General features: G+C 65.1%; 22 protein-coding genes. 13 read left to right on the top strand and 9 right to left on the bottom strand.

All coding sequences use genetic code 11. The features are described 5' to 3' along the window. Positions 1-278: 278 nt before the first annotated feature. Positions 279-1,538: a PepSY-associated TM helix domain-containing protein gene (locus O0880_RS13425; RefSeq protein WP_289886898.1), complete on the bottom strand. Its 1,260-nt coding sequence runs from the start codon at positions 1,536-1,538 to the stop codon at positions 279-281. Positions 1,539-1,776: 238 nt separating this feature from the next. On the opposite strand from O0880_RS13425, the gene O0880_RS13420 reads away from it, so the two are divergent. The 6 genes from O0880_RS13420 to O0880_RS13395 all read left to right on the top strand — a co-directional run bounded on the left by O0880_RS13420 (position 1,777) and on the right by O0880_RS13395 (position 6,436). Next, complete coding sequence (locus tag O0880_RS13420; RefSeq protein WP_071323796.1) at positions 1,777-2,607, top strand: alpha/beta hydrolase; 831 nt, start codon at positions 1,777-1,779, stop codon at positions 2,605-2,607. Between the two features lie 11 nt (positions 2,608-2,618). Further along, positions 2,619-4,154, top strand: a complete 1,536-nt coding sequence (locus O0880_RS13415) for an ATP-binding protein (protein ID WP_289886897.1) — start codon at positions 2,619-2,621, stop codon at positions 4,152-4,154. Positions 4,155-4,197: 43 nt separating this feature from the next. Beyond that, complete coding sequence (locus tag O0880_RS13410; RefSeq protein WP_289886896.1) at positions 4,198-4,719, top strand: hypothetical protein; 522 nt, start codon at positions 4,198-4,200, stop codon at positions 4,717-4,719. A gap of 45 nt (positions 4,720-4,764) precedes the next feature. After that, entirely contained in the window at positions 4,765-5,250 is a 486-nt protein-coding gene (locus tag O0880_RS13405; RefSeq protein WP_289886895.1) for a hypothetical protein, read from the top strand. A gap of 16 nt (positions 5,251-5,266) precedes the next feature. After that, complete coding sequence (locus O0880_RS13400) at positions 5,267-5,671, top strand: hypothetical protein (protein WP_289886893.1); 405 nt, start codon at positions 5,267-5,269, stop codon at positions 5,669-5,671. Positions 5,672-5,737: 66 nt separating this feature from the next. After that, complete coding sequence (locus tag O0880_RS13395; RefSeq protein WP_289886892.1) at positions 5,738-6,436, top strand: amino acid racemase; 699 nt, start codon at positions 5,738-5,740, stop codon at positions 6,434-6,436. Positions 6,437-6,486: 50 nt separating this feature from the next. On the opposite strand, the gene O0880_RS13390 is transcribed toward O0880_RS13395, so the two are convergent. The 3 genes from O0880_RS13390 to O0880_RS13380 form a co-directional block, all read right to left on the bottom strand. Further along, positions 6,487-7,704, bottom strand: a complete 1,218-nt coding sequence (locus tag O0880_RS13390) for an MFS transporter (protein WP_289886890.1) — start codon at positions 7,702-7,704, stop codon at positions 6,487-6,489. Positions 7,705-8,012: 308 nt separating this feature from the next. Then, complete coding sequence (locus O0880_RS13385) at positions 8,013-8,441, bottom strand: SRPBCC family protein (protein ID WP_289886888.1); 429 nt, start codon at positions 8,439-8,441, stop codon at positions 8,013-8,015. Positions 8,442-8,466: 25 nt separating this feature from the next. After that, complete coding sequence (locus tag O0880_RS13380) at positions 8,467-9,483, bottom strand: aldo/keto reductase (RefSeq protein ID WP_289886886.1); 1,017 nt, start codon at positions 9,481-9,483, stop codon at positions 8,467-8,469. 102 nt (positions 9,484-9,585) lie between these two features. On the opposite strand from O0880_RS13380, the gene O0880_RS13375 reads away from it, so the two are divergent. Continuing rightward, positions 9,586-10,488, top strand: a complete 903-nt coding sequence (locus tag O0880_RS13375; RefSeq protein ID WP_289886884.1) for a LysR family transcriptional regulator — start codon at positions 9,586-9,588, stop codon at positions 10,486-10,488. Here the strand turns inward: O0880_RS13375 and O0880_RS13370 are convergent. The 3 genes from O0880_RS13370 to O0880_RS13360 form a co-directional block, all read right to left on the bottom strand. After that, positions 10,485-10,958, bottom strand: coding sequence for a DUF6328 family protein (locus O0880_RS13370; protein ID WP_289886883.1), 474 nt, complete (start codon positions 10,956-10,958; stop codon positions 10,485-10,487). The genes O0880_RS13375 and O0880_RS13370 overlap by 4 nt on opposite strands. Before the next feature lie 73 nt (positions 10,959-11,031). Further along, entirely contained in the window at positions 11,032-11,760 is a 729-nt protein-coding gene (locus O0880_RS13365; protein WP_289886882.1) for a hypothetical protein, read from the bottom strand. Between the two features lie 110 nt (positions 11,761-11,870). Beyond that, complete coding sequence (locus tag O0880_RS13360; protein ID WP_034751103.1) at positions 11,871-12,083, bottom strand: hypothetical protein; 213 nt, start codon at positions 12,081-12,083, stop codon at positions 11,871-11,873. Between the two features lie 238 nt (positions 12,084-12,321). On the opposite strand from O0880_RS13360, the gene O0880_RS13355 reads away from it, so the two are divergent. After that, on the top strand, positions 12,322-12,765 hold the full coding sequence (locus O0880_RS13355) for a YidB family protein (RefSeq protein WP_335589269.1): 444 nt from the start codon (positions 12,322-12,324) through the stop codon (positions 12,763-12,765). Positions 12,766-12,943: 178 nt separating this feature from the next. On the opposite strand, the gene O0880_RS13350 is transcribed toward O0880_RS13355, so the two are convergent. Both O0880_RS13350 and O0880_RS13345 read right to left on the bottom strand, forming a co-directional pair. Further along, the gene (locus O0880_RS13350) at positions 12,944-14,059 is read right to left on the bottom strand and encodes a LacI family DNA-binding transcriptional regulator (protein WP_289886878.1); all 1,116 of its coding nucleotides are present in this window, start codon (positions 14,057-14,059) and stop codon (positions 12,944-12,946) included. A 173-nt stretch (positions 14,060-14,232) separates the two neighbouring features. After that, positions 14,233-16,281: an Ig-like domain-containing protein gene (locus O0880_RS13345; protein WP_289886877.1), complete on the bottom strand. Its 2,049-nt coding sequence runs from the start codon at positions 16,279-16,281 to the stop codon at positions 14,233-14,235. A 179-nt stretch (positions 16,282-16,460) separates the two neighbouring features. On the opposite strand from O0880_RS13345, the gene O0880_RS13340 reads away from it, so the two are divergent. The 5 genes from O0880_RS13340 to O0880_RS13320 all read left to right on the top strand — a co-directional run bounded on the left by O0880_RS13340 (position 16,461) and on the right by O0880_RS13320 (position 21,148). Next, positions 16,461-17,711: an Hsp70 family protein gene (locus O0880_RS13340; protein ID WP_289886876.1), complete on the top strand. Its 1,251-nt coding sequence runs from the start codon at positions 16,461-16,463 to the stop codon at positions 17,709-17,711. Positions 17,712-17,805: 94 nt separating this feature from the next. Further along, positions 17,806-18,435, top strand: coding sequence for a 3'-5' exonuclease (locus O0880_RS13335; RefSeq protein ID WP_289886875.1), 630 nt, complete (start codon positions 17,806-17,808; stop codon positions 18,433-18,435). A gap of 289 nt (positions 18,436-18,724) precedes the next feature. Then, on the top strand, positions 18,725-20,113 hold the full coding sequence (locus O0880_RS13330; RefSeq protein WP_289886874.1) for a tetratricopeptide repeat protein: 1,389 nt from the start codon (positions 18,725-18,727) through the stop codon (positions 20,111-20,113). 109 nt (positions 20,114-20,222) lie between these two features. Continuing rightward, positions 20,223-20,699 (top strand): DUF4262 domain-containing protein, encoded by a 477-nt coding sequence (locus tag O0880_RS13325; protein ID WP_289886873.1) that lies wholly within the window; start codon positions 20,223-20,225, stop codon positions 20,697-20,699. Then, the gene (locus tag O0880_RS13320) at positions 20,699-21,148 is read left to right on the top strand and encodes a DUF6386 family protein (protein ID WP_289886872.1); all 450 of its coding nucleotides are present in this window, start codon (positions 20,699-20,701) and stop codon (positions 21,146-21,148) included. The genes O0880_RS13325 and O0880_RS13320 overlap by 1 nt, the downstream gene beginning before the upstream one ends. Position 21,149 lies beyond the last annotated feature (1 nt).

The following is a 21,149-nucleotide window of genomic DNA, read 5'->3' as shown; positions in this document are numbered from 1 at the left end:
CGTGGCGTTATAAATGCAATTGAGTTGCAATAATAGCTGGCACCCAATGTTAATGCAAGTTAACTGCGTTTGAGGGTGCTGCGCGGGGAATGGTCAGTTGTCTGGATGACGGACGCACAGCAGCCGGCATGTGCCAGCTACCGTGTAGCAAAGTGCAGAGGTGCGATGGTCTCGCCCGTCGCGGGCGTATGCATGCCGGTGGCAAGCTGTGGCGGCACGGGCTGGCGCGCGGGAGAGGGCCAGGCCGTTTGTGCCCTGATGAAGTTGCTGTTTCAGGCTCAGGCGGATTTTATGGCCTTCTTCGCCTGCAGCCGACGCGAGCGCCGCTTGCGTTCCCAGATGACGATGCCCGTCACCGACAGCATCGCCACCATCACGCCCATGAAGGACATCATGATGCGCCCCGGCATGCCGAGGATGCGGCCCGAGTGCAGCGGGAATTGCAGTTGCACGAAGACGTCGGCGGCCGTGCCTTCCCACGGCTTGTGCTGGCCGATGATGGTGCCGTCCATGCCATCGACGTACAGGTTCGACAAGCCCATGCCGGCCGTGCCGAATTCGTCGGCCGGGTCGAAGAAGGAGACGTTGTAGAACGAATAATTGCCGCCGTAATAAATGCCGCCGATAGGGGCGGTGATGCCGCGCTGCACGGCTTGTTTTTTGGCAATGTCTACCGCCTGCTCGAAGCCGATGGCGGGCTCGATATACGTGCCGTACGGTGCCGGCGTCTGCGTTTCATACGGACCCGGCGTGGTGGTCGAGACGAGCGACATGACGGGGTAAAACACTTCGCGGTACAGGTTCAGCGAGAACGACGTGAATGCGACGACGATGAGGATGATCCACACCCACAGGCCGCCCGCGCGGTGCAGATCGAAGTTGAGCTTGTAGCCGCCGGCCGCCCAGCGCACCACCCACGACGGTTTCCAGCGCTGCCACCAGCCGGCGGCGTCGCGGTGGCGCGGCGCCTCGTCGTGCGCGCGCGGGCGCAAACGGCGCGGCGTGGTCAGGTACAACGCCACCATGCTGTCGAGCAGCCAGATCAGGGCCACGCTGCCCATCAGCCAGTAGCCCCAGCGGTCCGTGCCCCAGAAGGCGGGCACGTGCAGGCTGTAGTGCAGATGGCGCAGGAAGGGCATCAGGCTGCGGCGCGACAGGGAAATGGCGGTCGAGTCGCGCGTGCCCGTGATCTGCGCCGTGACGGGGTCGATGTAGACGGTGTTGTAGTCGAGCACGAACGGTTTGTTGGTGGCCGGATCCGTCAGCGGACGCACCATGAAGGCGGCCGCGTGGCCTTCTTCCAGTCCCAGGGTCATGTAATTGACTTGCGCGCGCGGGTCGGCGGCAGCGACTTTTTGCGCCAGCGCAAACGGCTGCTGCAGGGGGCCACGGCCCGGCGTTTCCATGATGTCCGCGTTGAGCCATTCGTCGAGTTCGTGGTCCCACGAGGTGATGGCGCCCGTCAGTCCGGCAACGATGAGGAAGAGGGCGATGGTCAGGCCGGCCCAGCGGTGTATGACAGTCCAGAAAGCGCGCATGCGGTACAAACCTTCAAAATAAAACCGGCTTGTTGCCGCCAGCGGGCGCCATCGCGGCGCACAGAGTTACACCGGACGCAGGTCCGGTAGTTTGATAATGGGAATCGTTCTCATTATCCGCCGAGGCGCCCCGTTTGTCCAGCAGCGATGCTGCTGGCCTTGCATAAAATGCGCATGCTAAGATACTAGCAAGATGCTAACTTACATTCCACATGGAAATATTCAAGGCTGAACCGGCATGCGCATAGAAGATCGTCACAATGTCCGCGTCAGCGAGGCCACGCAGGCGCCACAAGCGGGCGCGGCAGCCACCATGGTATTCATGCATGGCTTTGGCTGCGACCAGACCATGTGGCGTTACCTGGAACCGCTGTTCCGCCCGCGCTACCGCACCGTGCTGTTCGACCTGCTCGGCAGTGGCGCGTCCGACCTCGGCGCCTATGATTTCGATAGCTATGCCCGGCTCGACGCCCATGGCGCCGATCTGCGCCGGGTCATCCATGCCGTCGGCGGCGGCCCCGTCATTTGCGTCGGCCATTCCGTCAGCGCCATGAGCGCCTTGCTGGCCAGTATCGCCGAACCGCCGCTGTTTGCCGCACAGGTCATGCTGGCGCCATCGCCATGCTATATCGACGATGAAGCGGCCGGCTACCGTGGCGGCTTCAGCCGCGCCGATATCGACGACTTGCTCAATGCCATGGACAGCAATTACCTGGGCTGGTCCGCCGGCATGGCGCCCGCCATCATGGGCGCGCCCGGGCAGCCCGCGCTGGGCGACGACCTGGCGCGCAGCTTTTGCCGCACCGATCCCGCCATCGCCCGGCATTTCGCGCAAGCGACCTTTCTGTCCGACCACCGCGCCGTCTTGCCGCGCAACAGCACGCCGGCCCTGGTCGTGCAATGCAGCGACGACTTCATCGCGCCGCCGTCCGTGGGACATTACCTGCGCGAGATGTTGCCGCTCAGCAGCCTGCAAGTGGTCGAGAATGTGGGCCATTGCCCGCATATGAGTGCGCCTGACGCCAGCTACCGCGCCATCCGCCACTTTCTCGACGGACTGCACCTGTGATGCGCGACGCCATGCCTTCCTTGCCTGACGCCCATACCCTGTTCCAGCATGCCGCCTGCGGCTTGCTGTTGTGCAGCAGCGACGGCACCATCGTGCAGGCGAACGCCACCTTTTGCGGCTGGCTCGGCTATGGCGCAGGGGAATTGATCGGCAAAAAGAAACTGCAGGACTTGCTGACCATCGGCGGGCGGGTGTTCCACCAGACGCACTGGCTGCCGCTGATGCAGGTGCAGGGCAGCGTCTCGGAAGTGCTGCTCGACATGCGCCAGCGCCAGGGGCAAGCCATCCCCATGCTGTTCAACGCCGTGCGCCGGGTGCACGACGGCGTGCGCTACGACGAGATCGCCGTCTTTGTCGCCAGCGACCGCCGCAAATACGAGCAGCAACTGCAACTGGCGCGCACCGAGGCTGGCGTGCTCAACGAGCAGCTGGCGGCCGCCGACCGGCGCAAGGACGAGTTTTTGGCGACCCTGGCGCACGAGCTGCGCAACCCGCTGGCGCCGATGCGCAACGTGCTGGAAGTATTGCGGCTGGCGCAGCTGGACGATCCGCAGCTGTGCTGGGCGCGCGACGTGCTGGGGCGCCAGGTGGGCCACATGACGCACCTGGTCGATGACTTGATGGAAGTGTCGCGCATCACGCGCGGCCGCCTGGAACTGCGCCGCGACAGCGTGGAACTGGCGCCCGTGGTGGAGGCGGCGCTGCACAGCGTGGCGGGCCTGGTCGCGCAGTCCGGCCACAGCGTGCACGTGGAGCAATGGCCGCAAGCCATCTGGCTCGACGCCGACGCCACGCGCCTGGGCCAGATGATCGCCAACCTGCTGACCAACGCCGTCAAGTACACGCCGCCGGGCGGCGCGATCTGGCTGGCTGTCGGCTGCACGGCCAGCGAGGTGTGCATCAGCGTGCGCGACGCGGGCATCGGCATTGCGCCCGAGCACCTGGAAACCGTCTTCGACATGTTTTCCCAGCTGGAGCCGGCCCTGTCGCGCGCCCAGGGCGGCCTGGGCATCGGCCTGTCGCTGGTGCGCGGCCTGGCCGAATTGCACGGCGGCAGTGTCAGCGCGCACAGCGATGGCGTGGGGCAGGGCAGCACGTTCGAGTTGCGCCTGCCGCTGCCCGCCGTGCCGCTGGCGCCGCCGCCCCCTGTCGACCGGCGCCTGCTGGCCGGCACGCGTGAAGGCAAGGTACTCGTCATCGACGACAGCGCCGATGCCGCCGAAAGCCTGGCACTGGCGCTCGACATCCTCGGCTACGCAGTGCAGACGGCTTACGACGGCGCGGCCGGCATGGCGGCGGCGCAAACGTTTCTGCCGCAAGTCATCCTGCTCGACATCGGCCTGCCGCACATGAATGGCTACGAGGTGGCGCGCCTGCTGCGCTCCCAGCCGTGCGGTCGAGATGCCATCCTCGTCGCCGTGACAGGCTGGGGCCAGGACAAGGACCGCAAGATGGCCTCCGACGCGGGGTTTGACTTGCACCTGACCAAGCCCGTGGACTTCTATGAGCTCGATGCGGTGTTGCAAAAGATGCTGAATCTCGCGTAAGGCCGGACTCGGCATGGCCGTCACTGCACTCGAATGAAAAAACATGGAACAACTGACAGAACTTGAAATTGCCGCTTTCCAGCTCAGCATGGGCTTTGCCCAGGCTGACCGCTGCGTGGACTGGGCCGTGCAGCGCCTGGGCCTGGACCAGGAAGGCGACGACCTGGAGATCGTGCTGCTGGCCAGCGCAAGGGGGGCCGGCGAAGTGCTGCCGCTGGCCGAGGCGATCATCGAGCGCTACCGAGGTGCCGGGCGGCTGAATGCGCAATTTCTGGCGGGCAAATACATCGCCGAACTGCGCGCCGCCTACCTGGCGGGCCGGGAAAGCGTGCAGTCGCTCGATGCCATATTGACCCGCTTGTATCCGGCGCTGGGCTATCCCGACTGGCTGGTCATGCTGAGCCGCAATTGCGAGTATGCGACGGACGTGGCCGATTTTCAGCAGCCGTTCGAGCGGGAATTTGACTACATCGCAAGCTTGTGGGCAGAAGCAGGCGATGTTGGCACCTTTGAACGGCTGTATGACCGCGAGAAGTCGAACCGGCAGGGTGTGCCTTGCGCTTGAGCGCCGCGAGTGCCATGCAACACAATGAAAGGAAGGAGAGCCGCCTTGTTGCCGATACCCGAAGGGGAGTTGACCGCTGAAGATCTGGAAGATTTTGCCAGCCGCTGCCTGGGCAAGCTGTTTTTTGTTTTCTCCCGCATAGAATTGAATCTGACGCTCAATCTTGTGGTGATGGCTGTCACTGCCAGGATGGGAACATCGGAAGCGGCATTGTCGCACTGCCATTTTGCAAAAAAGCTGGATTTTTTCCTGTGCTTCGTCGACGTACTGCATCAGGAGCGCGCCGATTTTCTGCTGGAGTGCCATGCGTGGCATGCGGCAGCGAAGTCGATCAGTCTCAAGCGGAACCGTTTTGCCCATGGCCGCTGGGCCATCCTTCCGTACACGCAGCAAGTGGTGCACGTCAGCGGCTATCCAGGCGGGCATCAGGATGAAGTCCGGTATGCATTGGTGGACTTACATGCCATTGTGCTGGAGGCGGAAAAAGTCGATGCGCAATTGACTGAGCTTATCAACAAACAGTTGTACTGATGCATGATTTGAATACATGAAGAAAATCGATATTTTTGTCTGTTCCCACGCCGGGATGCACGCATGTGCCAGCTGGGAGGAGGCCGTCGATTCCTTTCCCGTCACCGGCATCACCTTGCCCGGCGAACTCGATTTTGCGTCGTTGGGGCAATTGCTGACCCACTCGGCGGCACCTGCCATCCGGCCCGTGCCTATCCCGGGACGCGAACTTTACGTGTGCAACGCCGCGATTGCGCTGGCGTTCGAGCGGATGACGGCCGACAACCTGGCCGATATCGCCGTGGCATGGGCGCAGACCGCGCCGTGGGCCGGCCTGGAGGTCAATCCCGTCGACCTGGCCGGATTCCTGCTGGAATTGCAATCGAAATGGCAGCAGTGCGCCACGCCGGACAAGGCCTTGTTCCTGTGGCTGGACGCTTGATGGGCAGCGCATGACCGGCGCTGGCCGCCGTATAATTTGCGCAACTCATCTCGCAGGGGAAACACGGTGCAAGACAAGACGATAGGGCTCATCGGCGGCATCGGCTGGGCCTCGACGCTGGAATACTACCGGCTCATCAATGAAATGCTGGTGGCGCGCATCGGGCCCGCGCACAGCGCCCGCATCCTGCTGGTCAGTATCGACCAGGCCGATTTCGTCGCGCATGCGGCGCAAGCGGACTCCCACGCCATCGAGCAATTCCTGATTGGCGAAGGACGGCGCTTGCAAGGCATGGGCGCGGATTTCTTCCTGCTGTGCGCGAATGGCGCTCACCGCTTTGCGCCGGCCATCGTGCCGCGGATCGGCTTGCCGTTCATCAGCATCGTCGAGGAAACGGCGAAAACAGTGCGACAGTCGGGCCTGCGTACGGTGGGCTTGCTGGGTGTCAAGCAGACGATGGCAGGCAGTTTCTATCACCAGGCGCTGGAGCAGCTGGGCATCGCCACGGTGACGCCCGATGCGGCCGACCAGGACATCCTCCACGACATTATCTACACGGAACTGGTGCAGAATATCTTTACCGACGCCAGCCGGAAAATTTTCCTGGACGTCATCGAGAAATTGCGGCTGCAAGGCGCGCAGGGCGTGATACTGGGCTGTACGGAGATACCGCTGCTGATCCGGCAGGGCGATGTGGATGTGCCGCTATTTAATACGACGGCCATTCATTGCGAGGCGGCGGTGGCGTTTGCCCTGGCCAGCTAGCCGCAGGCAAATGCGCGGCAGCCTGATCAGGCCGCCGCCCGCTTAACTCATCAGGCCGGCTGTGCGCCGCCCAGGTTGCGGCTGCGATTTTCCACCAGCACGGAAATGCCGAGCACGACGATGCCGCCGCAGGCCAGCATGGCGCCGACCCAGCCGGTCGAGCGCAAGCCCATGCCCATGGCGATGGCAATGCCGCCGGCCCAGGCGCCCAGCGCGTTGGCGATGTTGAAGGCGGAATGGTTGAGGGCGGCGGCCACGGTTTGCGCGTCGCCGGCCACGTCCATCAAGCGCGTCTGCACGGCCGGGGCGACGGCGATGCCGGCGCCGATGGCGAACAGGTTGATCGCCGTCAACCACACATTGCTGCTGGTATAGGTGAAGGCGGCCAGCGCGGCCACGTTCCACAGCAGCACGCCGAAGATGGTCCACAGGCGCGAGCGGTCGGCCAGCCAGCCGCCGATCAGATTACCCACCGTCATGCCGATACCGATGATGGCCAGCAAGATGGAAATGACGAGGGGCGAGACTTTCGTGATTTCCAGCAAGGTTGGCGTGATGAAGGTGTAGACGGCGAACATGCCGCCGAAGCCGATCGCCACCATCAGCAGGGTCAGCCACACTTGCAGGCGGCGGAACACGCCCAGTTCGCGGCGCGGGCTCGAGTCGCCGGCGGCGACCATGGGCACGAAGATGCGCACCATCAGCATGGTCAGCAAGCCCAGCGCGGCGACCAGCAAAAAGGCCGAGCGCCAGCCCAGGGTCTGGCCGATGTAGGTGGCCAGCGGCACGCCGAAGATATTTGCCACAGTCAAGCCCATCAGGACGCGCGCGACGGCCTGGCCCCGCTTGTCCGGTTCGGCCAGCGCGGCCGCCACCAGCGCCGCCACGCCGAAATAGGCGCCGTGCGGGATGCCGGCAACGAAACGGGCGACGACCAGCAAGCCGTAGTTGGGCGCGATGGCGCTGAGCAAGTTGCCGCCAGCGAACATCAGCATCAGACAGATCAGCATCAGCCGGCGCGGCATGCGCGCCAGGAAGATCGTGATCAGGGGCGCGCCGATGACCACGCCCAGCGCGTAGGCGCTGATCATGTGGCTCATCTGCGGCAAGGTGGTGCCCAGGTCGTCGGCCACCACGGGCAGGATGCTCATGGAGGCGAATTCGCCCGTGCCGATGGCGAGGCCGCCGATGGCCAGGGCCAGGTCGGCGTAACCGGCGCCAAAAGGCGCGGTGACGCGCGGAATCAGGGGATCTACGGATGCGTGCATGTTCTTATTGGTAGGGTAACGGTGGAACCGGGTGAAGTAGCGTGCTGTGGCTCAGCCGCAGGGATGGCAATGCGCCACCGGATGCGAAGTGAAGAAAGGCAAGGAGCAGGAAACCGCCCGGCATTTCGGGCTGGAATAGCTGCCCACAGACAATATTGTAAAAGATTCGGGCAAGTTCTGCCGGCGGCCGGCCAAAATATGCTGCACTGCACATGCTATCGCTTGTCCTTGTTGTTAACGATAACACGGAAAGCGCCGGATTCCGCCACAGAGGCGGTGAAGAAAATCGCTCTGTGGCGGAATTGCCGCTAGTTGCCGGATGACTTGCGCAACGATTGCTGCAGCGCTTCCAGGCCGGCCGCATAAATGCCGTGGAACAGCTCCGTCACTTCCTGCTCGCTCACGCCGACGGGCGTAAAGCGGCCCGACCAAGTGACCCTGGCGCCATCGCCGCCGGCAAGTGCTTCCACTTGCAAGGTCGATAAGTAATCGCTGGCGGGAAACGGCGCCTGCAGGATGGAATAGCTGTAGCTGCGCGCCGCATTGTCGTACGTTTCCAGCTGCTCGACGATGACGTCGCCGGCCGGGTTGGCCAGGTGGCGGATGCGGCCGCCCTCACTGAGGGTGCTGCTGGGAATGTAGGGCAGCCAGTCGGGCAGCGAATTGAAGCCGCCTATCAGTTGCCATACTTGCGCCGGCGTGGCGGCGATGTCGATCGAAGTGGTGGTATGTGCCATGCTGAGTTCCTTGTGTCTATATTAATTAGATGGCGTCGCCTGGCAGCGGGGCGAAGGCCGACACCAGCTGTTCGGCGCGCATGTCTTGCCAGAAGGCGGCGGGGATGACGCTGTTCAATGCCGCCAGGTCTTCGGCCAGGCGTTCCGGGCGGCTGGCGCCGGGGATCACGGCGGCCACGGCCGGGTTGGCCAGCGAGAATTGCAGGGCGGCCGCCTTCACGCTGACGCCATGGCGCGCGGCGATGGCCTTGATGCGTTCCACTTTGGCGATGATCGCGGGCGAGGCCTTCTGGTATTCGAAATGCGCGCCGCCGGCCAGGATGCCCGAACTGTAGGGGCCGCCGACGACGATGTCGACGTTTTGCGCTGCCGCGGCCGGCATCAGACGCTGCAGCGCCCGTTCATGGTCGAGCAGGGTGTAGCGCCCGGCCAGCAGGAAGGCGTCGGGCTGCGCTTCGGCCAGGCCCAGGGTCAGTTCCAGCGGTTCCACCTTGTTCACGCCCACGCCCCAGGCCTTGATCACGCCTTCTTCGCGCAAGCGGGTCAGCGCGCGGAAGGCGCCCGTGCGGGCAATCTCGAACTGCGCCAGCCAGTTGTCGCCGTGGAAATCCTGCGCGATGTCGTGCACCCAGACGATGTCGAGGCGGTCCGTGTCCAGGCGCTTCAAGCTGTCTTCGATCGAGCGCAGGGTGGCGTCGGCCGAGTAATCGTCGACGATCTTGTTCTTGCGGCCGAATTCGAACAAGCCGCCTTTTTCGCCCAGTTCGCGGGCAGCCGGGTCTTCCAGTTCATCGAGGATGAGGCGGCCGACCTTGGTGCTCAAGACATAATCGTCGCGGCGGCGCTGTTTCAGGGCCGCGCCCAGGCGCAGTTCGGCCAGCCCGGCGCCGTAGAACGGGGCCGTGTCGAAGTAGCGGATGCCGCTGTCCCAGGCCGCGTCGACGGTGGCCAGCGCCTCGGCTTCAGGAATGTTGCGGAACATATTGCCCAGCGGCGCCGTGCCGAAACCCAGTTTGCCTGTCAGTAAGTGTTTGATTGTCATGGTGTTTTCTTTCAATGTGTGGAGGAGTAGAGACAGAATAGCTGGACAAGTTAAGCCTGTCCAAGACATAATTGGCGCAACTTGAGTCCTATAAGGTCTGACATGCTTGATATCCGCCAGTTGCAATACTTCATCGCCGTCGCCGAGGAAGAACACGTGGGGCGCGCCGCCGAGCGCCTGCATATTTCCCAATCCCCGCTGAGCCGGCAGATCGCCCAGCTCGAAGACAAGCTGGGCCTGACCCTGTTCGAGCGCAGCGCCCAGCGCATCCGTTTGACGCGCGACGGCCACACCTTCCTGGCCGAAGCGCGCGCCTTCATTACCCATGGCAACCGCCTGGAAGCGCTGGCGAAGCGGCTGGGGCGCGGCGATGAAGGGGGGCTGTGCATCGGCTATATCGAGAACGCCATGCATGCGGGCGTCTTGCCGGACGGCCTGCGCGCCTTGCGCGCCACGCGGCCGCAAGTGCACATCGCCCTGTACAACCTGCATTCGGCCGAGCAGATCGAAGGCTTGCGCCAGCGCAGCCTCGACATCGCCCTGCTGTGCGAACCGCCGCTGCCGAATGACCCCGACCTCGATTGCGCGCAGGTGCTGAGCGACCCCATGCTGCTGGCCTTGCCGGAGACGCATCCGCTGGCGGCCAAGGCCGAGCTGACCCCCGCCGATCTGGCGGGCCAGGAATGGATTGCCGTGCTGCACAAGGAAAGCGCGTTGAAACACGATAATTTCGTCGCCGCCTGCGCGCGCGCCGGCTTCACGCCCGATATCCGCCTGGAAGCGACGGAACCGCTGACGGCGCTGGGCCTGGTGGCGGCCGGGCTGGGCATGGCCATGATCCAGCATAGCCTGCGCCAGCACGCGCCGGCCGGCGTCGTCGTGCGCGCCTTGCCATGGTTCAGCTATCGCACGCCGCTGTGGCTGGCCTGGCACAAGGTCAACCTGCGCCCGCTGGTGGGAATTTTCCGCGCAACCTTGCTGGAACAGGCGGGCGTAGCCGCCTAGATTTTCCTGGCGTGCTTCAAATGCAGGGGCAGCCACCACCACATGCAGATGATGAGTGAGCCCATCAGCGCGCAGGCGACGATGCCGGCGATGTGGCCGAAGACTTCCGAGATCACCAGGTTCGTGCCCAGGATAAACGCCAGCGCCAGCGACAACGCCCCGGCCATCATGATGCGGTCAGCCACGCGCTTGAAGCGTTCGCGGTCTTGCAGCGGGCGCATCACGCGGTGCTGGATGGCTGGCGCGCTGAGCAACACCAGGCTGGTCATGGAAAGAAAAAACGTCAGCAGGAAGACGATCTTTTCCGCCTGCACGATCTTGGCGAAGCCGCCATTGAATGGCAGGATGATGAGGAAGGCCGTCAGCATCTGCGCACCGGGCAGGAGGATGCGCAATTCGCTGAGCAGATCGGACAAATCGCCTGCGTCGCCTGACTGGCCGTCCTCGTCCTGGTGTTGCGCGTGTGGCATGGGGCTGTCCTCGTGGTGGTGATGCGGCCAGTCTACGCGCTGGCGCCAGCCCTGACTGTGGCCAAGCGCACCTTCAGAAGCATTGCGCGATGCGTGCGGGCGCGCGTCTGGCGTATTCGCGCAAGCGCCACAGGGGCGTCGAAACGATGGCGCCGGGGCTGTGCGTGGCGTCGTGGCCGCAGTGGCCGCACGTATGGCGGCGGTGCGGCGCCAGCGCGAAATCGCCCAGGTCCAGGTGCGGGTGGCCGCAGCGGGCGCAGTCGCTGCAGCCGAGCGGCACGCCGGCTTGCAGCGCGGCGGCGAAGGCGTGCGCGGCCGGCGGCGTGATGTTCAGCTGCACGATGTCGGGGTGAAACAGGCCGGGCAGGGTGCGGCAATCGATGGCCAGGGCCGGCACGTCGCGGCTGAACAGGGCGCCGCCGGCACCGGCGCGGGCGCGCAGCTGCAGCAGGCCTGTTGCAGCCTGGCGCACGGTGATGGCGTGAAACTGGCTGGTGTCGAACAGTTCCGGATACAGCACATAACCCATGGGGCTGGCGTGCTGGCGGCAGCGCAGCTGCCGCGTTGCCTGCAAGCCGTCGACGTCCGCCCGCGTGCCCCAGTAGCATTGATGGGTGCGGCACCAGTGGCGCGCCGCGCCGTTGCGAAACTTGCCGGCGGGTTGCACATCGCACAGGACGATGGCGTCCAGGCCCGCGCCGGCGCGGAAGTGGCCCGTGATGTGCTGTGTCGTCATGGCAAGATGGCCCGTGCTTGCCTGCAATGGCCAGCAGATGCCGGGCAGGGTCAATGGCGTCGCCAAGCGCGCCTCCGCGTGGCTATCGGCTTGCCAGCCGCTGGCGCGCCACAATGAAAAAGCCCGCCGACGGAGGCGGGCTGTGCTGACGGGTATGCCTCGGGCATGTCCCTGTCTTATTCTTCCGTATCGGCGAGGGTGACGATGGCGCGCGCCCATTTCGAGTATTTCAGGTTCGCCAGGTCGCGCACGGTCTTGATATTGAAGGCCTGCTTGAGCAGCTCCGCATCCTTCTCGCTCACGCCTTGCAGCGCATCGACGGGCGCATCGGCGATTTCCTTGAACGTCTTTTTCTCGTAGGCCTTGTCTACCGCTTTATTGATGTTCATCTCTTGATACTCCTCAGTAAGTAGGAAAATTAATTCTACACGTTTTTGTGAACCGTCAATTTACGCTTGCAAGTTGTGCCGAAGTAAATATGATGGAGGTGGGCGAACTTGTAGTCGAGCCTGTTTTTGGCTTCCTGTTAAATTGTAATTATAGCATTTTTATTATTCATAGTATAATGGTTATGTGTGTCGGAGAATGAGTGCCGGCCTTGACGAATGCCGCAATCACGCGGCACTAATGGATAGCGTTCAGGAGAATACGATGAGTTTGCTAGATCAACTTGCAGGACAGGCGATGAGCGCTTTGGGCAACAAGGGCACGGATGGCGACGCGCAATCGGGACTGCTGGGTAGCGTGATGGACCTGGTCAACCAGCATGGCGGCTTGCCCGGGCTGCTGCAGAAATTCCAGGAAAGCGGCCTCGGCGATCAAGTGGCCAGCTGGATCGGCACCGGCGCGAACGCGCCCGTGTCCGGCGAACAGATCAAGGATGCACTGGGCAGCGACACGGTCACGCAAATCGCGGAAAAAGCCGGCGTCGCCCCGGACGCCGCCCTCGGCGGCCTGGCGGCCCTGCTGCCGCAGCTGATCGACAAGCTGACGCCGGATGGCCAGGTACCGGAAGGCAATGACCTCGTCAGCCAGGGTTTGAACATGCTGAAGGGCAAGATCTTCGGTTGATCGTTTGGTGGTGGAAGTGAAAAAACCTCGCATTCGTGCGAGGTTTTTTTTATGCCTCCGAGAACGAGGACGGCTGAAAAATGCCCCGGGCGGGGCGCCGCCCCGACGACAGTACGCGAGTACGGCGCAAGACCAGCGTAGACCCGGCAACAACGCCACAGGCGTTTTCTCAGGCGTTCTAGGCGGCGGCCATCATGCCGAGGCGCTGTGCCATGTAGGCCGGCTCGCAGGTCAGTCGTGCCGTACTGCCTTCCACCAGATACGAGCAATAGCGGCGCCGCTCGGCGAGGCCGCCGCGCCGCTCCATCAGTTCGCCCAGCATGGCGACGGCGTCGGCGGCCATCTTTTGCACGGGCTGGCGCAAGGTGGTGATGTCATAGCTGAGCCAGCCGGATGCTTCCAGCGCGTCGAAGCCGGCCACGGACATCTGCAGCGGCACCTGGATGCCCATCTGGTGGCGCGCCGTGTCCAGGCAGCCGATGGCCATGATGTCGTTGCCGCAAATGACGGCATCGGGCACGCGGCCCAGGCGGTCGATGACCTTGCGCAAGCCGCGCCCGCCGCTGGCGTAATCGTAGTTGCCGCTGACGACGATGGGGGCAGGCAAGCCCAGGCTCAGCAGGCGGTCCAGCACGCCGGCCTTGCGTTCCTGCGCCACGGCCGAATCGCCGGGGCCGTCGATGATGGCGAACTGGCGGTGGCCCGCCTCGGCCAGGCGCGACACGAGCAGGCGCGCCGCTTCGGCCTGGTCGCACAGCACGGCATGCACGGCGTGCTCGCGCGGACTGCGGTTGAACAGCACCAGCGGCACGTCGCGGCGGCCGAACTCGACCAGCTGCTCGTCCGACAGGCTGGCGGCCACGACGGCGCCGTCGACCTGGTATTGCCAGACGTCGCCGAGGACCTTGCCGATGTCGGCCTCGCGCTCCAGGGTAAACAGCAGCAGGCGCTTGCCCAGGCGCGCGATTTGCTGGCTCAGCTCGGACAGCACTTGCGGATAGTAGAGGTTGGCCAGGTTGGAAGTGATGACCGCCACCAGGTTCGAGCGGCGCGTGATCAGGCTGCGCGCGGCCGCGTTGGGAATGTAGTCGAGGGTGATGGCCGCCTGCATGACCTTGGCGTGCGTGGCGGGCGAGACGCTGGCGCCCGGTTTGAAGCAGCGCGACACGGCCGACTGCGAGACGCCGGCCAGCAGGGCCACGTCATACGAGGTGACGCGCCGTCCGGCACCGGGCACGCTGCGGTTGGCGGGGGCCGCGCCGGGGTTCCTGGCTACAGTATTCTTTTTTCGCATAGCGGTCTGGCAAGCAACCTGTCTCAAAGTATTCCTGCAGGCCCGGCCGCTTGTGGCGGCCGGGACGGGAAAGCTGAGCATAGCGTAAAAGATTGCCTTATGGCAAGACTGTTTTCTTATTCATGTTGCAAAAAATATGACTGATTGGCAAGGGATATGGCCGCCGCCAGCCCCTAATCGGCGCTGTCGCAGGCGCCGCTGCCATACGGGCTGGTCTGTCCTGGCGGCGCCACGCGGCGCTCGCTGAAATCCCTGGCCACGGTCGCCAGCGGCAATTCCGCCGTGGCGCTCGCTTCCGTGCCGCTGACCGTGCCCCTGACGGTAAGGGCCAGTTGCACCCAGGAACCGTAATTGCGCGGATAGCTGACGGTGACGGTGGCCATGCCCAGCGCATCGCTCAGGTCGCTGGCGCTGACGGTCAGCGGGATGCCCGGATCGAGCACGCCATTGCCATTGCTGTCGTAGGCGGCGTCATAGATGCCGTTGCGCAAGACATCCTCGTTGGCGCAGCTGTAATGGGGCAGGGCCAGGCGCCACACGCCCGTGTCGGGGAACTCGGGCTTGTCCGCCTGCCACACATAATAGCCCTTGGCATAGCGGCTGGGCCAGGCGGCTGCCGTGATGGCCACGCCGGAGACGGCATTGCCGGCGCTGTCGGAAACAAAAACGGCGAACTCCTTCTGCAGCACGCTGGCCGAGTGTTCACGCACCAGGTTGCCCGTGCCCAGCTTGATCGACAGCGCCTGCCTGGCCACCGTCAGGCGCACGAGGCCCGTGGCCGCGGCCTGCGCGGCGCCCTCGATGCGGGCCTGCAGCACTACGCCGTCGCGTCCGCTGTCGGCCGGGCCGGCCACATACACGCTGCGCGCCAGGCCGTCGCTGCCGCTGAAGACCCGGCCCGTTTGCCGCAGGTAGCCGCCGCTGGGGTCGCTCAAGATGGTAAACACGACGGGCGCGTTCTTGACCAGGTTGTTCGCCGCGCCATCGCGCACGACGGCACTGATGACGCTGACGTTGTCGGCAGGCGCGCCATTGCCGGGATTGGCACGCAGGACGGCCGGCTCGGCTTGCACGGCGAGCTTGCTGGCACCGCTCAGCGGCGCGACGAATTCGAGCCGCGTCTGCGCCGTCGGGCCGCCCGCCACGGCCGCCGTGACGGTGGCCACGCCCGCGTGCGCGGACTGGATATAGCTGCGCGGCAAGTTGCCATTGTTGAAGATCAGGCTGGCCGGCAGTGCCTGGCCGCAAACGCTGTCGCTGAACAGGCTGCCGCGCGAGGTGGACAGGCTGGCGCTGCCGGACTGCGCCACGCCCGCCTTCTCATAGCGCGCATCGATGGGCTGGCAGGCTAATGTCGCCACTTCCGGCAGGACATCGGCGCCGCCCGCATCCTGGCCCACGGCCGGGCTCAGGCGCAGGTCGCTGCCGGCCACGACATACGCCTGTGTGGCGGCGGCGCCCAGCGCGCTGACGGAGACGGTATCCCTGCCCAGGCTGCCAGCGCTCAGCCGCAGCACCAGCTGGCCTTGCGCATTGCTGAGCGCCGCGCCGTCACCCTTGACGCGCACGCTGTTGCCCGTGCCCGTGCTGTAGGCGATGGCGGCGCCGGCCACGGGCTTGCGCGCCGAGTCGCGCACGGTGACGGTCAGGTCGCTGCCCTGGCCCAGCATCAGGGACGCCGGTCCCTGCAGTTCGAGCGTGCTGCCGGTGACGGCCACCGTGCCGCTGCCCGTGCGCGGCCCGACCGTGGCCGTCACCGTGATGCTGCGGTTGGCATTCGCGCCGCCCGTGCCCAGCAGGGCGCGTGCCCGGCCATTCTTGTCCGTCACGGCATCGACGCTGCCAAGGATGCCGGAATCGGCGCTGAACGATATCTTTGCATTCGGCAAGGCCAGGTTGGCGCCATCCTTGACGAGAGCCGTGACGGTCACCTCGCCGCCGGCCAGGCCGGCCGAGGCCAGTTCCGTGCTGGAAAAGACGAGCGTGACGGCGCTGGCCAGGCTGGCCGGTTCGGGCGGCGTGACCGGTGGCGTCACCGGCGGGGTGACGGGCGGCACGATGGGCGGCGGCCGGCTGCCGCCGCAGCCGGCCGTGCCGTGCAGCGAGCAGCCGGCGCCGGCCTGGGTATCGCCGCCACCGCCGCCGCAGCCGGCCAGGACAATGAGGACGGCAGCCAGCAAGCCAGCTGGCAAGAGTGGATGGGGCAGGCGGACGAGGGGCACGATGGGTCTCCGGGAGCTGGCCGAATTGCTCGGCGTCAATTTCCCAAGAGTAGCTTTTGCGCGCCGCGGGTATTTGATGCAGAGCAAGCTTGTTGTCTTGACCGTGCCGGACGTATTTTTCTGGTGCAATGGCGCCCGTTCTGATAACATAACGCCCCTTTATTCAGGGAAGGGTCGACATGGCCAATGCTTGCGGCGTCGATTTCGGCACGTCAAATTCCACGGTAGGTTGGGCACGTCCAGGGCAGAGCACCATGCTCGGCCTGGAAGATGGCAAGACGACCTTGCCATCCGTCGTCTTCTTCAATGCGGAAGACGAGGAAGTCAGTTTTGGCCGCGCCGCGCTGGCCGGCTATCTGGCCGGCTACGAGGGCCGCCTGATGCGTTCGCTCAAGAGCCTGCTGGGCACCAGCCTCATCGATGGCCAGACGGAAGTGGGCGGCCGCGCGCTGCCGTTCCGCATGTTGCTGGCGCAATTCATCGGTGAAGTGAAGCGCCGCGCCGAACAGTCGGCCGGCCGCGAATTCTCGTCCGCCGTGTTCGGCCGTCCCGTCTTCTTTATCGACGACAACGCCCAGGCCGACCAGCTGGCGCAGGACACCCTGGCCGAAGTGGCCCGTTCCGTCGGCTTCAAGGAGGTGGCCTTCCAGTTCGAGCCGATCGCCGCCGCCTTCGACTACGAGTCGCAGATCGCCAGGGAAGAGCTGGTGCTGATCGCCGACATCGGCGGCGGCACGTCCGACTTTTCGCTGGTGCGCCTGTCGCCCGACCGGGCGAAGAAGGCCGAGCGCCGCGACGACATCCTCGCCACCGGCGGCGTGCACATCGGCGGCACGGACTTCGATAAATACCTGAGCCTGTCGTCCGTCATGCCGCTGCTGGGCTATGGCAGCCGCCTGCACAACAATAGCGAAGTACCATCGAGCTATTATTTCAACCTGGCCACCTGGCACACGATCAACCTCGCGTACACGAAGAAGATCTGGGTGCAGCTGGCCGACGTCTGCCGCGATGCGCGTGAGCAAGACAAGATGGGCCGCCTGCAAAAGCTGATCGACGAACGGGCCGGCCACTGGCTGGCCATGAAAGTGGAAGAAGGCAAGATTGCCCTGTCCGACGCGGCCGAAGTGCAGCTGGAGCTGGACCGCCTGTCGCCCGCGCAAAGCCTGTTGCTGAAACGTGCGCAGTTCGACGAAGCCATCGGCCACCTGTGCGGTTCCGTGGAAGAAACCGTGCTGCGCCTGCTGCGCGACGCGGGCGTGGCGCCGGAAGCCGTCGACACGGTGTTCTTCACGGGCGGCTCGAGCGGCGTGCGCCTGCTGCGCGAAAAGATCGCGGCCCTGGTGCCGGCGGCGCGCAAGGTCGAAGGCGACCTGTTCGGCAGCATCGGTGCGGGATTGGCGCTGGACGCCGTGCGCAAGTTCGGCTGATACAATGCCCATGGCGGCGTTGCCGCGCCTTGCCCTGGGCATTTTATCGATATCCTAGTCGTACCCCTTGGCCGTACCCACGAAAGAGCGCTCCATGAATGTGTTTGACAAACCGATCGTCATGATCGACTTCGAGACGACCGGTCTGTCGCCCGACATGGGCGACCGCATCACGGAAGTGGCGGCGCTGCGCATCGAGGGCGGGCAGATCACGGACCGCTACGTGACCCTGATCAACTGCAATGCGCGCATTCCCTCGTTCATCACGGGCTTGACGGGCATCACGCAGGCGATGGTGGACAAGGCGCCGCCCGTGGCCGACGTGGTGCCGCAATTGCTCGACTTCATCGGCAGCGACGCCCTGTCGGCGCACAATGCCAGCTTCGATGAAAAGTTTTTGCGCGCGGAAAGCGCCCGCCTGAACCTGGCGCCCGCGCACCAGTCGCTCGTGTGCTCGCTGAAACTGTCGCGCCGCGTGTTTCCCGGCATGTCCAGCTACAAGCTGGGGCTGCTGTCCAGCCAGCTGGGCATCGCTTTCAAGAGCGCGGCCCACAGGGCCGAGTCCGATGCGGAAGTGGCGGCGCAAGTGCTGATCCATATCGGCCGCCATTTGCGCAGCAACTACGGCATCACCGATGTCGATGCGGACCTGCTCGTGTCGCTGAACAAGCTGGCGGCCGCGAAAGTGCCGCAATTCCTGCAGAAACATCCGTCGCGCCGCTGACGGCCGCCTGCCTCCCGCCGCGCGCCGCCCTGGCGCGCAGCCCAGACGGGCACGATCCTTCAACGAGACATTTTCGGCCAGCAAGACGCGGAAGACGCGTAGCGTCAATGCCATCGCGCGTGCCCAAAAGCGGACTCATCAAAACGATATAATTTTGTTATTTTCTTTGAGTTCGCTCAAGCCCTTCGCCCGCATCGAATTTAAAATTTAGGCAACACACACGATTTCGCCGCCCTGGGCCGCCGTTTTGCGCGCGCTGCCGGCAAGCGCAATGTGGATGGGGGCGCACATGGACAAGCACCATACTGCCAGAGACAGCCACCAGGCGTATATCTGGTTTCGCACGGCGGCCGAGCAGGGCAATGCCTATGCCCAGTTCAATCTGGGCTTGATGTACAAGAAGGGCGAAGGCGTCGTGCATGACGACGCGCGCGCGTTTGTCTGGCTGCGCCTGGCGGCGCTGCAGGGCCTGGCGTTCGCGCAGAATCACCTGGGCGCCCTGTATTACCACGGCCGTGGCGTGGCGCAGAGCGATGAAGAGGCCGTGCTGTGGTTCCGCCGCGCGGCGGCCCAGGGCGATGCCTCGGCCCAGCAGAACCTGGGGCAGATGTACCGCAAGGGACGCGGCGTGCTGCAAAGCGACGAGCTGGCCCTGGCCTGGTTCTACCGCGCGTCCGAGCAGGGCGTGGCCAGCGCGCAATCGCTGCTGGGCGAAGCGTATGCGCAGGGGCTGGGCGCGAAAAAGAACGATGCGCTGGCCCTGGCCTGGTTCCGCAAGGCCGCCTTGCAGGGCGATGCCCAGGCACAGCTGAACCTGGGCCTCGTCTACAAGCGGGGCCAGGGCGTGGCGCAAAGCGATGCGCAGGCGCTGGCCTGGTTCCGCCAGGCGGCCGCCCAGGGCCTGGCCGTGGCGCAACGGCAACTCGGTGTGGCGTATGCGCAGGGCCTGGGCGTGGCGCCCGACCAGCTGCGCGCGTATGCGTGGCTGCAGCGCGCGGCCGAGCAGGACGATGCCGACGCCCAGTTCAACGTGGGCCTGATGCTGGCGCGCGGGCAGGGCGTGGACAAGGACGAGGCGCGCGCCGTCGCCTGGTACCGCCGCGCCGCCTTGCAAGGGCATTGCATGGCGCAATACAACCTGGGCGGCATGTATGCGGGAGGGCGCGGCATCGTCCGCGACTTGCGCCAGGCGCTCGACTGGTATGCGAGGGCGGCGGCCCAGGGCGCGTCGAACGCCCAGTTCAACCTGGGCGTGATGTATGCCAACGGCCACGGCGTGGCCCGCGACGAGGTCTGCGCCGTGCGCTGGTACCGCACGGCCGCCGAGCAGGGCGATGCCAGCGCGCAAAACAACCTGGGCGTCATGTACGCGAATGGCCACGGCGTGCCGCAGGACGACGGCCTGGCCGTGCACTGGTATGCGCGCGCGGCCGAGCAAGGCCATGCACTGGCCCAGTACAACCTGGGCGGCATGTATAACAGCGGCCGCGGCGTGGGCAAGGACCCCGTGCGCGCCTACATGTGGCTGGAGCTGGCGGCCGAAGGCGGCGATGGCGCGGCCGGCAGCGCCCGCGAAGCCAGCGCCGGCAAGCTGGCGCCCGAAGCCTTGCAGGCGGCGCAGGAATTGACGCGGCAATGGCGCCAGGCGCACGTCTTGCCGGCGCCACCGCACGCCTGATGCGGCGCTGCCGCAGCCATGCGATAATTGCCGCTCAGTATGTCCGTCGTGTCAAGCGAGCACGGCGCGTGGGGCATGGATTGCGATACAGTACAGTGAAAGGTGGACGATGGTCAGGAAGGCAGGCGAAGATGCATCAGAGCAAAAAGTCATCGATGACATTGCCACGCATGGCTGGCATTGCGTGCATATCAGCGGCGATGAAGAAGGCCCCGGCTACAGTTTCACGATCGGCGTCTACCATAGCTTCGGCTTGCCCGACTTCCTGATCATGGGCTTGCCGCAGGCGACGGCCCATCAGATACTCGACGTGGCGCTCGATGCCGCGCGCAGCGGCGCCATCACGGATTTCACCGGCACCACGGACGCCTTGCTGAAAGGCCATCCATGCGCGTTCGTGCGCGTGCCCGAGGCGCAATACCGCGACTACGTCGGCTATGCGCGCTGGTATTACCAGGGCAATGATTTTACCTTGCAGCAAATCGTCTGGCCGTCGCGCGACGGCCACTTCCCGTGGGATGCCGAGGCCGGCGAGGCGTATATCGCCAGCCAGCCGCTGCTGGGCCCCGCGCCGCGGCTGGCCTGATGCCAGCGGTGGCAGGCCGCACGTTCACGCTGTCGACCGACACGGCCACCGTGTGCGTGTTCGATCCCGCAGGCGTGCGCCACAAGCTGGCCGATGACTGCGACTGGTGGAGTATACCCGGCGCGGAACTTGCGGCCGTGAATGCGGGACAGGTGGCGTTCTTCAATCTGGGCAGCGATGGCGCGTACGAGATCGAGTTGCTCGCCGAACTGGCCGCGCCGCACGCCAGCGTGCATCTGGCCGTCGTTTCGGGCCGCGTCTTCATCGGCGCCGGCGAGGATGTCACGGGCGGCGGTCTGGAGCCGGACACGGCGTACGGCGGCCTGTTCGTGGATCTACCCGTGGGCAGCTACCGCGTGCAGGCGCGGCGCGCTGGCGATCGCATCGCGCTGGCTTTTCTGCCCGATGCCTGCGGTACGAATGCGTTCAGCGAACTGCTGCGTATCTAGC

Source organism: Janthinobacterium sp. SUN118 (assembly GCF_030397695.1).
Taxonomy (GTDB): Bacteria; Pseudomonadota; Gammaproteobacteria; order Burkholderiales; family Burkholderiaceae_D; genus Janthinobacterium.
The sequence above is the reverse complement of the archived record's forward strand: the minus strand, read 5'-3'. Positions and strand labels throughout refer to the sequence as shown.